The sequence below is a fragment of the Streptomyces sp. NBC_00669 genome (assembly GCF_036226785.1).
GTDB lineage: Bacteria > Actinomycetota > Actinomycetes > Streptomycetales > Streptomycetaceae > Actinacidiphila.
On the sequence record NZ_CP109018.1, the window covers coordinates 2,689,673 to 2,703,194 of the forward strand.

Consider the following 13,522-nt stretch of genomic DNA (forward strand, 5'->3'; position numbering starts at 1 on the left):
CGGACAACAACTCGCAAAGGGGGGCGGGCTTCCTACCGGAAGTAACAGCGGCCGCCCATTGTCACGGTTTGATAAAGTGCGGCCGCCGTGTCGCTAAATCCCTGAGTACGCGAAGCCCGCCGCGCCGGTCAGAACAGCACCCTGGCAAGGGCGGTACGCGCCGCGGCCACCCGCGGGTCGTCCGGGCCGATCACCTCGAACATCTCCAACAGCCGCAGCCGCGCCCGGTCGCGGTCCTCGCCCGCGGTGCGCCGCACGGTGTCCACCAGCCGCCCGAAGGCGTCCTCGACGTGACCGCCGACCAGGTCGAGGTCGGACGCGGCGAGTTGGGCGTCGATGTCGTCGGGCGCGTCGGCCGCCGCCCGGCGCACCTGCTGCGGGTCGGCACCCTCCACCCGCTGCAACAACTCGGCCTGCGCCAGGCCCAACTTGGCCTCGGCGTTGGCCGGCTCGTCGGCGAGCACGTTCTTGTACGCCTGGACGGCGCCGGCCAGGTCGCCCGCGTCCAGCGCCTCGTGCGCCGCTCCGAGCGCGAGCTCCTGCGGGGTGGCGGGGCGGGGCGGGGCCTCCTCGGCGGGCTCCTCGGCCGCGTCGCCGGGGTCCACCTCGGCGCCGACGATGCCGAACCGCTGCTCGGCGACCGCGATCACCTGGTCGAGCACCTCGGTGATCTGCTCCTCGGGGGCGGCGCCCTGGAAGAGCGGCATCGCCTGCCCGGCCAGCACCGCGAAGACCGCCGGCACCCCCTGGACACCGAACTGCTGGAAGAGCATCTGGTTGGCGTAGACCTCGGCCGTGGCGAGGACGAAGCGCCCCCGGTACTGGCCGGCCAGCCGCTCCAGCACCGTGTTGAGCTGCTTGCTCTGCTCGGCCTGATCGGCCCAGAAGCTGATGACGACCGGGACCTCGGCGGAGCGCTGCAGGACATCGCTCTCGAAGGTCGCCTCGGTCACCTCGATGACGAGCGGGGAGGCGGGGGCGGCGCCCGGGCCGGCCTCCTGGCGTTGTGCCCTGGCCTGCTCGGCCTTCGCCTTGGCCTCAGTGGCCGCCTTCACCGCGGCGAGGTCGACCACGCCGCTCATGGACATGTTCCGTGGCTGCATGAGGCAATCCTCCCCCCTCGCGGAGCAAAGCGTGTACAGACCCCGGGACCCGCCGGCTTGCGGGCACCGAGGATGGTCCCCGGCGCGGCGGTGAGACCGCCGCGGAACGTGCTGGGTACGGAATCCCCGTCCGTACGGTGTGGCTGTCGCGTCGGTGGGCCGCGTGGTCCACCCTTTCGCTACGAGTCGTAGCGTAACTGCCGGGCACCGGCCGCGCGGTGGCGGGCGTTGTGACAACCGTCACTCGACCCACGAAGGCTACTGGCCGGTATGGTCCGGCCTATGCCCCCCACTCCCCCGGCCCACTCGCACAAACGAACCGGCCGGCCCAGAAGTGCCGAGGCGGACCGCGCGATCCTGGACGCGACCCGCGCGGCGCTGGTGGAGTTGGGCTTCGGCGGGTTGACGCTCGGCGACGTGGCGGCCCGCGCGGGCGTGGCGAAGACCACCTTGTACCGGCGCTGGGCGGGCAAGAACGAGCTGGTGGTGGACGCGCTCGCGGCGCTGTTCGAGGAGCAGTTGGAGCTGCCGGACCGCGGCAGCCTGCGAGCCGACATCGAGGGCGTGGTGCTGCGCTTCGCCGGACTGCTCAACCGCCCGGAGACCCGGACCTCGTTGATGGCGGTGGTCTCCGAGGCGAGCCACGACGAGGCGCTGCGGGAGCGCATCCGGGAGGCGATCGTCGACCGGCAGAAGCACCTGGTGCTGCTGGGCCGGGCCCGCGCGCAGTCGCGCGGCGAGCTGCCCGGCGACGAGGGCGCCGCGGACCCGGCCCGCGACGACCTGATCTTCGACGTGGTGGCGGGCGCGGTGGTGCACCGGGTGATGGTCAGCTCGGAGCCGGTCGACCAGGAGTGGGCCGACCGGCTGGCCCGGCTGCTGGTGGGCGGCCTGACCGCGAACCCGGGCTGCTGAGGCCGGGTCCACCGCCCGTCCGGGCCAATGCGGCGCCGGCCCGGTGTCCAGGCCGGCGCGCGCTCCCGCCGGCCCGCCTCCCCTCGGTCCACCTCCACATCGGCCCGCGCCACATCGGCCCGTGCCACCCCGGCCCGCCGCCGCCTCAGCCTGCCTCCGCCTCCACACCCGCGACGAAGTGGTCGAACTCGCCGGCCTTGACGCCCTTCACGAAAGCCTCCCACTTCGCGGGCGTGGTCACCGCCACCACCTCAGGCCGCTCTGTCTCGCGGATGTAGATCAACCCGTCGTCACCGACGGTCGCTTCGAGGGACACCAGGTTCCTTCCTCGGAGATGCCGGTTGAGTGCGTACGAGGTTACGGGCGTTGCAGCCCGTAGCATCCCGTGATCAACTCGGCTTCAGGAAGGGGGTGTTGGTCTGTTCGGGTGACGTCCGATCAGAATCGGGCCGGCTCCGTGTACGATCCCCACTCGTCGCGCAGCACGCCGCAGACCTCACCGAGCGTGGCCTCGGCCCGGATCGCGGTCAGCATCGGCTCGATCATGTTGGACCCGTCGCGGGCGGCGGCGAGCATCGCGTCGAGCGCGGCGCGCACCGCCGTGTCGTCGCGGGCCGCCTTGCGGTCGGCCAGCGCCCGCACCTGCTCGCGCTCCACCTCGTGGCTGACCCGCAGGATCTCCAGGTCGCCGGTGACCGAGCCGGTGTGGCAGTTGACGCCCACCACCTTCTTCTCGCCCTTCTCCAGCGCCCGCTGGTAGCGGAAGGCGGACTCGGCGGTCTCCCCGGTGAAGTAGCCGTCCTCGATGCCGCGCAGGATGCCCGAGGTGATCGGGCCGATCGGGTGCTGCCCGCTCGGCACCGCCTTGGCGCCCAGCTCCCTGATCCGCTCGAAGATCTTCTCGGCGTCCGCCTCGATCCGGTCGGTCAGCGCCTCCACGTACCAGGAGCCGCCGAGCGGGTCGGCCACGTTGGCCACCCCGGTCTCCTCCATCAGCACCTGCTGGGTGCGCAGCGCGATCTCGGCGGCCTGCGCGCTGGGCAGCGCCAGCGTCTCGTCCAGCGCGTTGGTGTGCAGCGAGTTGGTGCCGCCGAGCACCGCCGACAGCGCCTCGACCGCGGTGCGCACCACGTTGTTGTACGGCTGCTGGGCGGTGAGCGAGACGCCCGCGGTCTGGGTGTGGAAGCGCAGCCACTGCGCCTTGTCGGAGGTGGCGCCGTACTCGTCGCGCATCCAGCGGGCCCAGATCCGGCGGGCGGCCCGGAACTTGGCGATCTCCTCGAAGAAGTCCAGGTGCGCGTCGAAGAAGAAGGAGAGCCCGGGCGCGAAGGTGTTGACGTCCAGACCGCGGGAGAGGCCGAGCTCCACGTAGCCGAAGCCGTCGGCGAGGGTGTACGCCAGCTCCTGCGCGGCCGTGGAGCCCGCCTCGCGGATGTGGTAGCCGGAGACCGACAGCGGCTTGTACGCGGGGACGGAGCGCGCGCAGTGCTCCATCAGGTCGCCGATCAGCCGCAGGTGCGGGTCGGGCGCGAAGAGCCACTCCTTCTGCGCGATGTACTCCTTGAAGATGTCGGTCTGGAGAGTTCCGTTGAGCACGCCGGGGTCCACGCCCTGACGCTCGGCGGCGACCAGGTACATGCAGAAGACCGGCACGGCCGGGCCGGAGATCGTCATCGAGGTGGTGACGTCGCCGAGCGGGATGCCGCCGAAGAGCACCTCCATGTCGGCGGCGGAGTCGATCGCCACGCCGCAGTGCCCGACCTCGCCGAGCGAGCGCGGGTCGTCGGAGTCGCGGCCCATCAGCGTCGGCATGTCGAACGCGACGGACAGGCCGCCGCCGCCCGCCTCCAGGATCATCTTGTACCGCTCGTTGGTCTGCTCGGCGTTGCCGAAGCCGGCGAACTGGCGGATGGTCCAGGTCCGGCCGCGGTAGCCGGTGGCGTGCAGGCCGCGGGTGAAGGGGTACTCACCCGGCCAGCCGATGCGGTCGAAGCCCGGCACGTCGGCGCCGGGCGGTGGCCCGTACACCGGCTGCACGGGGTCACCGGAGAGGGTGGTGAAGTCGGCGTCCCGGGTGCGCGCTGAGTCGTAGCGCGCCTGCCAGCGCCGGCGGCCTGTCTCGATCTCGTGGGCGTCCATGCCTCAAATTTACTTGGACGTCCTACTAAATGTCGACGGGAAGCCGACCCGCACTCGGGTGAAGCCGAGGGATACGCCCCTGACCTGCGACGGAGCGGCAGGTCAGGGTGAAATACCGGTCAGACCTCGACCGGCTCGGCGGCCTTCTCGGCGCCGATCACCTTCGGGGCCAGCTCGCGGCTGACGCGGCGCTCGACGAAGAAGGCCGCGGTCGGCACGGTGCCGGCCAGCAGCACCCAGACCATCCGGCCCAGCGGCCACTTCGCCTTGGTGCACAGGTCGAAGGCGAAGATGAGGTAGACCACGTAGAGCCAGCCGTGGGCGAAGCCCACGATGCCGGTGGCGGTGCTCGCGCCGTCGATGTGGAGCACGTACTCGGCGATGACGCTGAGGGTGAGCACGATCAGCAGCACACCCGTCACGTAGGCCATCACCCGGTAGCGGGTCAACACGCTGGATTTCATGGGTACGAGCGTAAACCGCCCGGAAACTCCCCCCGACTCCGGGGCGGCCCCGCAGACCCCGTGCTGCTCAGGGCCCCCACCCCGGCGTGCACGGGCGCCCGCCCCCACGCCTCACCGCTCGGGCGCCGGCCCTCATCCCTCCGGCTGGAAGTCGCCCGCCGCTATCCGCAGCGGGCGCAGCAGCGCGAAGATCTCGCCGCACTCCTCCTGGTCGTAGACGCCGAGGCCGAACTCCATCGCCATCAGGTCGCGGGTCGCGGACTCGACGATCTCCCGGCCCTTGCCGGTGATGGAGGCGAGGGTGCCGCGCCCGTCGTTGGGGTTGGGGCGCTTGTCGACGAGGCCGGCGGAGACCAGCCGGTCGACGGTGTTGGTCACGGAGGTGGGGTGCACCATCAGCCGCTCGCCGATCTTGGACATCGGCAGCTCGCCCTCCTTGGAGAAGGTGAGCAGCACCAGCGCCTCGTACCGGGCGAAGGTGAGGCCGTACGGCTTGACCACCGCGTCGACCTGGCCGAGCAGGATCTGCTGGGCGCGCATGATGGAGGTGATGGCGGACATCGAGGGCACGCCGCCCCAGTGCCGCGTCCACAGCTCGTCGGCGCGGGCGATGGGGTCGAAGGGCAGGCTCAACGGCTTTGGCACGCCCCCGAGCCTACCCGCCGGTCACATACCGGGCACAGGTGTCCACCGTGTGGGCACTACCGCAGGCGTGCGGCGCGCAGTTGATCGGCCACCGGCTGCAGGGCCTCGCGGTAGGCGGCGAGCGCGCCGGGGGCGAGCAGGTCGATGAAGTGCTCCCGGACCGAGGCGACATGGCGCGGGGCGACCTGGCGCATGGTGGCCCAGCCCTCGTCGGTGAGGACCGCGTACAGCCCGCGGCGGTCGGACTCGCAGTCCACCCGGCGGACCAGGCCGGCGGTCTCCATCCGGGTGATCTGGTGGGAGAGCCGGCTCTTCGACTGGAGCGTGCACTTCGCCAGATCGCTCATCCGCATCCGGCGGTCGGCGGCCTCGGAGAGGTTGACCAGGATCTCGTAGTCGTTGTTGGTCAGGCCGAACGGCTGGAGGTCGCGCTCGAGTTGGTACATGAGCAGGCGGCTGACGTCCAAGTGAAGGCGCCAGGCCCGCTGTTCGTCCTCGTTGAGCCAGGTGGTCGTGTCACCCGCGGTCTCGGTCTCCATGGTCCCCATGGCCCCTATGCTACCGGGAGTTGCACCTCGTTCGATCACCAGGGTAGCCGTGTGGTCACCCTGAGGAACGAGCGCGCGGACGCGGGGGTTACGCCCCGGGGTGCGCCCGGGCGTCGGTCAGGTCGTCACGTGCCCGGCTCGGGCCCCGCGCCGGTGGCGCGTTCGGCGAGCACCGACTCGGTCGACTGGAGCAGCACCTGCCCGGCGCCGACGAACTCGTACTGGTGCTCCTCGCCCGACGCGCCCCCTATCCCGGTCATCGCCCGGATACCGCCGAGCACGCCGCGCAGGTACGCGTGGTCGTAGTGGTGGCAGGGCGAGGGGCAGTCGGCCCAGCCGACGAGCGCCTGCGGGTCGACCCGGATCGGCGGCTCCACGAAGTGCACGGCGCCGTTGGAGGCGGCCACGAACTTGCCGGTGCCGATGAGGGTGAGGAAGCCCGGGATGATCGACTGCTTCAGCGACAGGCCGGGTTGGAAGGCGAGCAGGTTGCCCGAGCGGATGGTGAGGTTGCCCTCGTCGAGGTCGTAGGAGTTGATGTCGTACGACCGGTCGGCGAGCAGCATCTTGCCGCGGCCCTGCGCGACCACCCACTCGGCGGCGTGCATCGGCGAGTGGAAGTTCTCCGCGATGAGGTGGTCCAGCGGGCCCGCGCCGATCGCCTGGAAGTCGATCTGCCCGAAGAAGGCGATCATCTTCCCCTTCTGCAGGAACCACTGGCCGTCCAGGTCCACGCTGAAGGCGTACGGGTTGACGTTGTCGTTCGACGGCAGCGTCCACGCGTCATGGACCACCGGCCCGCCCGGCGGCGCGGGCGGCGCCTGCGGCGGCACGGAAGGCGGCGACGAGGGCGGGGGCGGAGGCGTGGAAGCGCCCGCGTGTCCGTGGAACTCCGGGGACGTCACAGCTTCTCCTCCGACGCCTGTACGTACACCGTGCCGTTGCCGGACAGCTCCAGCTGGAACGCCTCGCCCGAGCCGCGGCCGACCATCTCGCGCCAGCCGAGCGCGGTGGTCAGCTTGTTGCGGACGTCGCCGCTGTGCGCGACATACGCCTGCGGGTCGACATGGACCGGGCCCCGGGCGGTGATCGGCAGCTCGATGACGCCGCCGTGCGCCATGAACGCGACCGAGCCCTTTCCCGCCAGCGTGGTGGTGAACAGGCCCTGGCCGGTGACCTGGCCGCGGATCACGCCCATCACACCGCCCTGCGAGCCCATGAACATCGTGCCCTGCCGGAGCGAGCCGTCGAAGGCGAGCAGCCGGTCGGCCTCCACGTAGAGCGTCTCGCCGGTGAGGTCCACGGTGTGGATGTGGTGGCCGCCGTGGCCGAACATCACCGAGCCCGGCGGGGTCCCGCCGGGGCCACCGGGCCCGACCGGCACCTCCACGGTCATCAGCGGGGTGGCCTCGTTGGCCACGCGGCGGCCGATCATGGACATCACCCCGCCCTGGCCGCCGGTGATGCTGGGCGTGAAGGTGACGGGGCCGCGGTAGGCGAGCATGGCGCCGCGCTGGCTGAACACCCGCTGCCCGGGCGCGATGTGCGCCTCGACCATCTTCGAGTTGATCCGGGTGAACGGCACTACAGCTGCCCCCCGACCGTGACGCGCTCGCTGGGCTGGACGTAGACCAGGCCCTCGCCCTCGAAGCGGAGCTGGAAGCTCTCGCCCGAGCCCTCGCCGATCAGGGTGCGCCAGCCGACCGCGGCCTGGAGCTGCTGGCGCAGGCCCCCGGTGTGCGCGATGTACGCGCCCGGGTCGACCACGAGCGGGGTCTGCGCGCTGACCCGCAGCACGATCGCCGGGCCGTCGGACATGATCGCGGCCTGGCCGCTGCCCTCGACGGTGGTGGTGAACAGGCCGTTGCCCTGGGAGGCGCCGCGCAGCCCGGTGAAGGTGGTGCCGGTGCGCAGCGACGGCTCGGTGACCAGCAGGTTCGACGCCTCGACGTAGAGCTTCTCGCCGCTGAGCCGGACCAGGTTGATCTCGGTGGCGCGGTCGGCGAAGTAGCAGGTGCCGTGGCCCTTGACCTCCATGACGGCCATCGACTCACCGGTGATGCGGCGGGTCATCAGGCCGCGCAGGCCCTCGCCGCCGCCGGTCATCTTCTTGAAGGTCATCTCGCCGTCGTAGGCGACCATGGCGCCGTTCTTCGCCTTGACCGCGTCGCCCGCCAGGTCGACGGCGAGCACGCGGGTGCCCTGCAACCGGAAGTTGGCCATGGGTCACACGGTATCGGCCGACGGGCGGCGCCGGACCGGAAGCGGCGCCTTGCCGGCGTCGTCCTGACCGCCGAACAGCCCGCCGACCGGCGTGCCCGCGGTGTCCGCCGCGCCCGCCGCCGCCTCGACCTCGATCAGCGACTCCCCGCGCCGGGCCGCCTCGAACGCCGCGTGGCCGCCGCGCAGCCCGAACAGCCGCTTGCCGATGAGGATGTAGAGCACCGCGACGACGTTCAGCGCGAGCGTGCCGACCTTGAACCCGCTCATCTTCTCGGTGAGCTCGTAGACCTCGATCGGCAGGAACGCGGCGGTGGCGATGACCGCCAGGTACTCCGCCCAGCGCTTGCCGAACCACAGCCCGACGCCCTCGACCGTCTCGATCAGGGCGTACCCGAGCAGGCCGCCCGCCACCACGTGCAGGGTCGACTTCTTGTAGTCGAAGGTCTTCTGGATGGTGCCGACGACCGGGGAGTGGTCCAGGTCGTAGCCGAAGTGGTTGGCGACCGGGCGGAAGACGGTGAGGTCCTGCTCGAAGAGCCGGCGCACCGCGTCCTGGGAGTTGGAGAACTTCCACACCGCCCAGGCGGCCAGGATCACCAGCACCCCGCGCAGCACCCGCTCCACGGCGAGGAAGCGCAGGATGAACAGGTCGCGCAGCGCCCGGCCGCGCGGCACCAGCGGCGCCTGCTCGGCCGGCCCCGAGCCGTGCGGCTCGCCGAGCACGAAGTCCCCGCAGCGCAGGCAGCGCCAGACGGTGCCCACGGCGGTCCTGGCCTGGAGCCGCTCGCGCAGGCCCGGCTCGTCGGGCGCGTAGGTGATGTGGCCCTTGCTGGCGCAGTGCCTGCGGTCCCAGTCTCTGCTCATCGGTGTCGGTCCCCGTGGGTGGTGGTCGCTCGGAAACGGAAGGTACAGGTGGTGACGCGGTGCGCCGGCCCCGTGGCCGGACGGCGCTCCGTGGAGAGGGACGTTATCGCCCGTCGCGCGGTTGCCCACCCCGGACGCGGGTCATCGATACGGTCCGGTGATAATGGAGAAGAGTTTGTGATCGCCTTCACAAAGGCTTCGCATCCGCCCGTCCGCACATCGCACCCGACCGTTTTCGACAGCGAGGTCCCCGTGGAACTGAAGACCGCCGCCGCTCTGCGCCGGCTGCGCCTGATCTCCGCCCCGGAGGCGGCGTCCTTCGTGATCCTGCTGGTGTGCGTGGTGCTGAAGAGCACCACGGACTTCAACGCCGTGCCCGTGATGGGCATGGTGCACGGCATCCTGTTCATCATCTACGTGCTCTTCTGGGCGGACGCCTGGAACCGGGCGCGCTGGCCGCTCGGCCGCTCGGCGCTCTACCTGGTGCTGTCGGTGCTGCCCACCGGCGGCTTCTTCGCGGAGCGGATGCTGGCGCGCGAGTGCGAGACCGCGGTGGCGACGGCGCGGGCGGCCCAGGAGCAGGCCGCGGCCGAGGGCCCGGCCGGTTCTGACCAGGACGCCGAGGCGGTGACCTCCGCGTGATCGTCGCCTTCTCCGTGACCCCGCTGGGCGTCGGCGAGGACGTCGGTGAGTACGTCGCGGACGCGGTGCGGGTGGTCCGCGAGTCCGGGCTGCCGAACCGCACCGACGCGATGTTCACCTCGATCGAGGGCGAGTGGGACGAGGTGATGGACGTCGTACGGCGCGCGGTGGCCGCCGTCGAGGCCCGCGCGCCCCGGGTGTCCCTGGTGCTCAAGGCCGACATCCGGCCGTCGGTGACGGACGGGCTCACCTCGAAGGTCGAGACGGTGGAGCGGTTCCTGGCGCAGTGACGGCATGAGGGGCATGACGGCATGACGTCATGAGCGCATGACGTCATGAGCGCGGGACGTCATGAGCGCGGGACGTCATGAGCGCGGGACGCGGGACGTGGGACGCGGGACGTTTCAGAGCAGGCCGCCGGTCGCCATCGCGATGCCCAGCGGGGTGCGTTCGTAGAGCACCTGGTGGCCGTAGCGGCGGGACCTGAGCAGCCCGGCGTCGCGCAGCACCGCGAGGTGGGCGGAGACCGAGGACATCGCCAGGTCGTGCCGGTGCGCGAGGGCGGTGGTGGTCGTGGGCGCGTCGAGGCCGGAGAGGATCGCGGCCCGGTTGGCGCCCAGCAGCCGGACCAGGGCGTCGGACGCGCTGGGCCCGGTGCGCGCCCACAGGCCGCCGACCCCGCGGGCCGGGTAGACCACGGTCGGCTGCCACGGCGGGTCGAAGGCGCTGCTCGCCTCGGGCCAGAAGAAGACGCTGGGCACCAGCACCAGGCCGCCGCTCGCCGAGGGCAGCCGCTCCTTCTCCGGCAGGCCGCCGCCGACCGACAGCGCCCCCTCCGACCAGTTGAGCAGCGGGTGCAGCCCGGTGAACAGCCGCTGCATGCCGCCGTCGGCCAACCGCCGCGCGTGATAGGCGACATCCGCCTCCAGCACCGCCCGCAACCGCGGCCAGTGCGGCGCGAGCAGCGCGGACCACACGTGTTCGTACTGCCCGGCCAACTGCCGTACGGTGCCGGCCGGGTCGGCGAGCATGGCGCGGCCGCGGCGGGAGTCCCTCGCGCCCGGGGTCTTGGCCAGCGCCTGCGCGATCTGCTGCCGGGCGACCTCCGGATCGGTGGCGCGTATCGCGGCGGTCTCGTCCTCCAGCGCGGCCAACGGCACCGCGGGGACGGGGTGGAGGAAGTCGGGGCCGTGGCCGTTGCCCGGAGCGAGCAACCAGAACGCGATCAGGTCGAGGCCGGCGGCGACCGTACGGACCTGGCGCAGCCACGGAAGGTGATAGCCGTGCCGGTCCGGGTGGGAGAGGGTCCGGATCGCCCCCTGCGCCTCGCGCAACGGTGAGATCGCGAAGCGGCAGCGCAGCAGTTCCTCGGCCGTGAAGCGCATGCGCTGCGACATCACACCCCCCAAGATTCGGCAGCAGCCGAAAGACTACGACGGGTGGGGCCAGTGCCACCAGTGTGATGTCATGACAACGGACAGCGAGCACCCGTCTCGTGAGGGGAACCACTCCTCGCAGACGGGCTCGGACAACTCCCCCGACACCCAGGGGGAGAAGAAGAGAAGCGCCGGATACGGCGCGGTGTTCGCAGTACGGGAGTTCCGGGCGATGTTCGCCGCCCATGTGCTCTCGATGCTCGGCACGATGTTCTGCGAAGTCGCCCTGGCGGTCATGGTGTTCCGGCAGACCGGCTCCGCGCTGCTCACCGCGCTGGTCTTCGCGCTGACCACGCTGCCGTACGCGCTGAGCGGCCTGCTGCTGTCCGGCATCACCGACCGTGCCCCCGCCCGGCGGGTGCTGGTCACCTGCGACCTGCTGTCGGCGTCGTGCGTCGCCCTGATGGTCATCCCGAACATGCCGATCGCCGCGCTCCTGGTGCTGCGGATGGGCGTCTCGATCATCTCGCCGCTGTTCACCGGCACCCGCGGCGCGAGCCTGTCCGAGATCCTGGACGGCGACCTGTACGTGCTGGGCCGCTCGCTGATCTCGACGGTCTCCCAGACCTCGCAGATCATCGGCTTCGGCGTGGCCGGTCTGGTGGTCGCCTGGCTCACCCCGCGCCAGACCCTCTACATCACCGTGTGCACGTTCCTGTGCTCGGCGCTGCTGCTGCGGTTCGGCACGCTGCCCCGGCCGGCCCGCGACACCCGGGGGGCGGCGCTGATGCGCGAGTCGCTCGGGGCGAGCGGCCGGTTGCTGTCGCAGCCGCGGATCAGGGCGCTGCTGCTGATGTGGTGGGTGCCGCCGATGTTCTTCGGGGTCGCCGAGGGGGTGGCGGTGCCGTTCGCGGCCGAGGCCGGCGCCGGATCGGTGGGCTACGGCATCTTCCTGGCCGCGATGCCGGCCGGCACCGTCGTCGGTCAGATGGCGGCCGGGTCGCTGCTCGGTCCGGAGGCCAGGGACCGGATCACCCTGCCACTGGCGGCCGTCGCGCTGCTGCCGATGCTCGCGTTCTTCGTCCATCCCCCGCTGCCGCTGGCGGTGGGGCTGCTGGTGCTCACCGGGCTGTGCGGCGCCTACGCGCTCGGCATGGACCGCTGGTTCGTGCAGGCGGTGCCGCTGGACATGCGCGGCCGGGCGATGACCCTGCTCGGCACCGGCCTGATGACGCTTCAGGGCGTCGGCCTGACGGCCGGCGGCGCGGTCGCCGAGGTGGTCCCGCCGTACGCGGTGGTCGGCGGCGGCGGGCTGGTGGGGACGGCCGGGGTGTTCATGGTGCTCAGGTCGGTGCGCAGGACCGGCATCACGCGCGAGGCGGCGGCAGCGACGGGCGAGCCGGCGTAGAGAGCCGGCGTAGGGCGTCGGCGCGGCCACGGCGGGCGAACGAACCGGCGCAGGGCTCCTACGCGGCGGCCCGACCGCCCGGCGCGACGCGGCCACGGCGAGCGGGCCGGCGTGGGGCCGCGAACGGGCCGGACCCGCGCCGCTACGACTCCGTCAGGCCCGCGACGAGTTCGTCCGCCGCCGCGTACGGGTCGAGCGTGCCGTCGGTCACCTTTCCGGCCAGCGCGGAGAGCCGGGCGTCGCCGTGCAGGCTGCCGATACGGCGGCGCAGCGCGGTGACGGCGATGGTCTCGATCTCGCCGGCGGCACGGGCACGGCGCCGCTCGACGAGGGCGCCGTGCTCCTCCATCCAGCCGCGGTGCTTGTCGAGGGCGTCGAGGAGTTCGTCGATGCCCTCGCCGCGGCTGGCGACCGTCTTGACGATCGGCGGCCGCCAGTCGCCGGCCGCGCGGGCCTCGCCGAGGCCGAGCATGTGGTTCAGCTCGCGGGCGGTGGCGTCGGCGCCGTCGCGGTCGGCCTTGTTCACCACGTAGACGTCGCCGATCTCCAGGATGCCGGCCTTCGCGGCCTGGATGCCGTCGCCCATGCCGGGGGCGAGCAGCACCACCGAGGTGTCGGCCTGCGCGGCGATCTCCACCTCGGACTGGCCGACGCCGACGGTCTCCACCAGCACCACGTCGCACCCGGCGGCGTCCAGCACCCGGATGGCCTGCGGGGCGGCCCAGGCCAGGCCGCCGAGGTGGCCGCGGGTGGCCATCGAGCGGATGTAGACGCCCGGGTCAGAAGCGTGCTCGGACATCCGGACCCGGTCGCCGAGGAGGGCTCCGCCGGAGAACGGTGAGGACGGGTCGACCGCGAGCACGCCGACCCGGCGGCCGGACCTGCGGTACGCCGTGACCAGCGCCGAGGTAGAGGTGGACTTGCCGACGCCGGGTGAACCGGTCAGCCCGACGACGTAGGCTCCGCCGGTCAGCGGGGCGAGCGTCGCCATCACCTCGCGCAGTTGCGGGGAACCGCCCTCCACGAGCGAGATCAGCCGCGCCACCGCCCGCGGCCGCCCCTCCCGCGCCTGCTCCACCAGCGTCCCGACGTCCGCCTGCACCTCGACCTCTTTCCGCTCTCTGGTCCTCGGTTCGCCTCCGGGCCCCGGAAGCCGCGCCCGCGAGGCGCCCTCAGGTCCGGTCCGGGGGCGCCG

Annotated in this window: 16 protein-coding genes; 4 read left to right on the plus strand and 12 right to left on the minus strand. The window is 72.2% G+C overall.

The annotated features are described in order from the left end of the window. Positions 1–128: 128 nt before the first annotated feature. A complete protein-coding gene (locus OG896_RS10695; RefSeq protein ID WP_328469682.1) occupies positions 129–1,103 on the minus strand; it encodes a tetratricopeptide repeat protein in 975 nt (324 codons plus the stop codon). Positions 1,104–1,385: 282 nt separating this feature from the next. Between OG896_RS10695 and OG896_RS10700 the strand changes: the two genes are divergently transcribed. Continuing rightward, positions 1,386–2,018 (plus strand): TetR/AcrR family transcriptional regulator, encoded by a 633-nt coding sequence (locus OG896_RS10700; protein ID WP_329364476.1) that lies wholly within the window; start codon positions 1,386–1,388, stop codon positions 2,016–2,018. A 145-nt stretch (positions 2,019–2,163) separates the two neighbouring features. Here the strand turns inward: OG896_RS10700 and OG896_RS10705 are convergent, their stop codons facing one another. The 9 genes from OG896_RS10705 to OG896_RS10745 form a co-directional block, all read right to left on the minus strand. Further along, positions 2,164–2,334 carry a DUF397 domain-containing protein gene (locus tag OG896_RS10705; RefSeq protein ID WP_402446861.1) on the minus strand — a complete coding sequence of 57 codons (171 nt, stop codon included), beginning with the start codon at positions 2,332–2,334 and terminating at the stop codon, positions 2,164–2,166. Positions 2,335–2,456: 122 nt separating this feature from the next. Then, positions 2,457–4,157: an acyl-CoA mutase large subunit family protein gene (locus tag OG896_RS10710; protein WP_329364478.1), complete on the minus strand. Its 1,701-nt coding sequence runs from the start codon at positions 4,155–4,157 to the stop codon at positions 2,457–2,459. A 119-nt stretch (positions 4,158–4,276) separates the two neighbouring features. After that, entirely contained in the window at positions 4,277–4,621 is a 345-nt protein-coding gene (locus tag OG896_RS10715) for a DUF3817 domain-containing protein (RefSeq protein WP_329364480.1), read from the minus strand. A gap of 132 nt (positions 4,622–4,753) precedes the next feature. Further along, a complete protein-coding gene (locus OG896_RS10720; RefSeq protein WP_329364482.1) occupies positions 4,754–5,266 on the minus strand; it encodes a MarR family winged helix-turn-helix transcriptional regulator in 513 nt (170 codons plus the stop codon). Between the two features lie 56 nt (positions 5,267–5,322). Then, entirely contained in the window at positions 5,323–5,805 is a 483-nt protein-coding gene (locus tag OG896_RS10725) for a MarR family winged helix-turn-helix transcriptional regulator (RefSeq protein WP_329373883.1), read from the minus strand. Positions 5,806–5,939: 134 nt separating this feature from the next. Further along, the gene (locus OG896_RS10730; protein ID WP_329373885.1) at positions 5,940–6,647 is read right to left on the minus strand and encodes an AIM24 family protein; all 708 of its coding nucleotides are present in this window, start codon (positions 6,645–6,647) and stop codon (positions 5,940–5,942) included. A 68-nt stretch (positions 6,648–6,715) separates the two neighbouring features. Next, positions 6,716–7,399, minus strand: a complete 684-nt coding sequence (locus tag OG896_RS10735) for an AIM24 family protein (RefSeq protein ID WP_329364484.1) — start codon at positions 7,397–7,399, stop codon at positions 6,716–6,718. Next, positions 7,399–8,037, minus strand: a complete 639-nt coding sequence (locus OG896_RS10740; protein ID WP_329364486.1) for an AIM24 family protein — start codon at positions 8,035–8,037, stop codon at positions 7,399–7,401. The genes OG896_RS10735 and OG896_RS10740 overlap by 1 nt, the downstream gene beginning before the upstream one ends. Positions 8,038–8,040: 3 nt before the next feature. Then, positions 8,041–8,901: a DUF2127 domain-containing protein gene (locus OG896_RS10745; RefSeq protein ID WP_329364488.1), complete on the minus strand. Its 861-nt coding sequence runs from the start codon at positions 8,899–8,901 to the stop codon at positions 8,041–8,043. A gap of 252 nt (positions 8,902–9,153) precedes the next feature. Here OG896_RS10745 and OG896_RS10750 point away from each other — a divergent pair, with 252 nt between their 5' ends. Continuing rightward, complete coding sequence (locus tag OG896_RS10750) at positions 9,154–9,543, plus strand: DUF3817 domain-containing protein (RefSeq protein WP_329364490.1); 390 nt, start codon at positions 9,154–9,156, stop codon at positions 9,541–9,543. Continuing rightward, positions 9,540–9,833, plus strand: coding sequence for an MTH1187 family thiamine-binding protein (locus tag OG896_RS10755; protein WP_329364492.1), 294 nt, complete (start codon positions 9,540–9,542; stop codon positions 9,831–9,833). Before OG896_RS10750 ends, OG896_RS10755 begins: the two co-directional genes overlap by 4 nt. A 114-nt stretch (positions 9,834–9,947) precedes the next feature. On the opposite strand, the gene OG896_RS10760 is transcribed toward OG896_RS10755, so the two are convergent. Further along, the gene (locus OG896_RS10760; protein ID WP_329364493.1) at positions 9,948–10,940 is read right to left on the minus strand and encodes an ArsR/SmtB family transcription factor; all 993 of its coding nucleotides are present in this window, start codon (positions 10,938–10,940) and stop codon (positions 9,948–9,950) included. 70 nt (positions 10,941–11,010) lie between these two features. Here OG896_RS10760 and OG896_RS10765 point away from each other — a divergent pair, with 70 nt between their 5' ends. Further along, positions 11,011–12,327: an MFS transporter gene (locus tag OG896_RS10765; RefSeq protein ID WP_329364495.1), complete on the plus strand. Its 1,317-nt coding sequence runs from the start codon at positions 11,011–11,013 to the stop codon at positions 12,325–12,327. A 142-nt stretch (positions 12,328–12,469) separates the two neighbouring features. On the opposite strand, the gene meaB is transcribed toward OG896_RS10765, so the two are convergent. Beyond that, complete coding sequence (gene meaB / locus OG896_RS10770) at positions 12,470–13,429, minus strand: methylmalonyl Co-A mutase-associated GTPase MeaB (RefSeq protein ID WP_329364497.1); 960 nt, start codon at positions 13,427–13,429, stop codon at positions 12,470–12,472. Between the last annotated feature and the right edge of the window lie 93 nt (positions 13,430–13,522).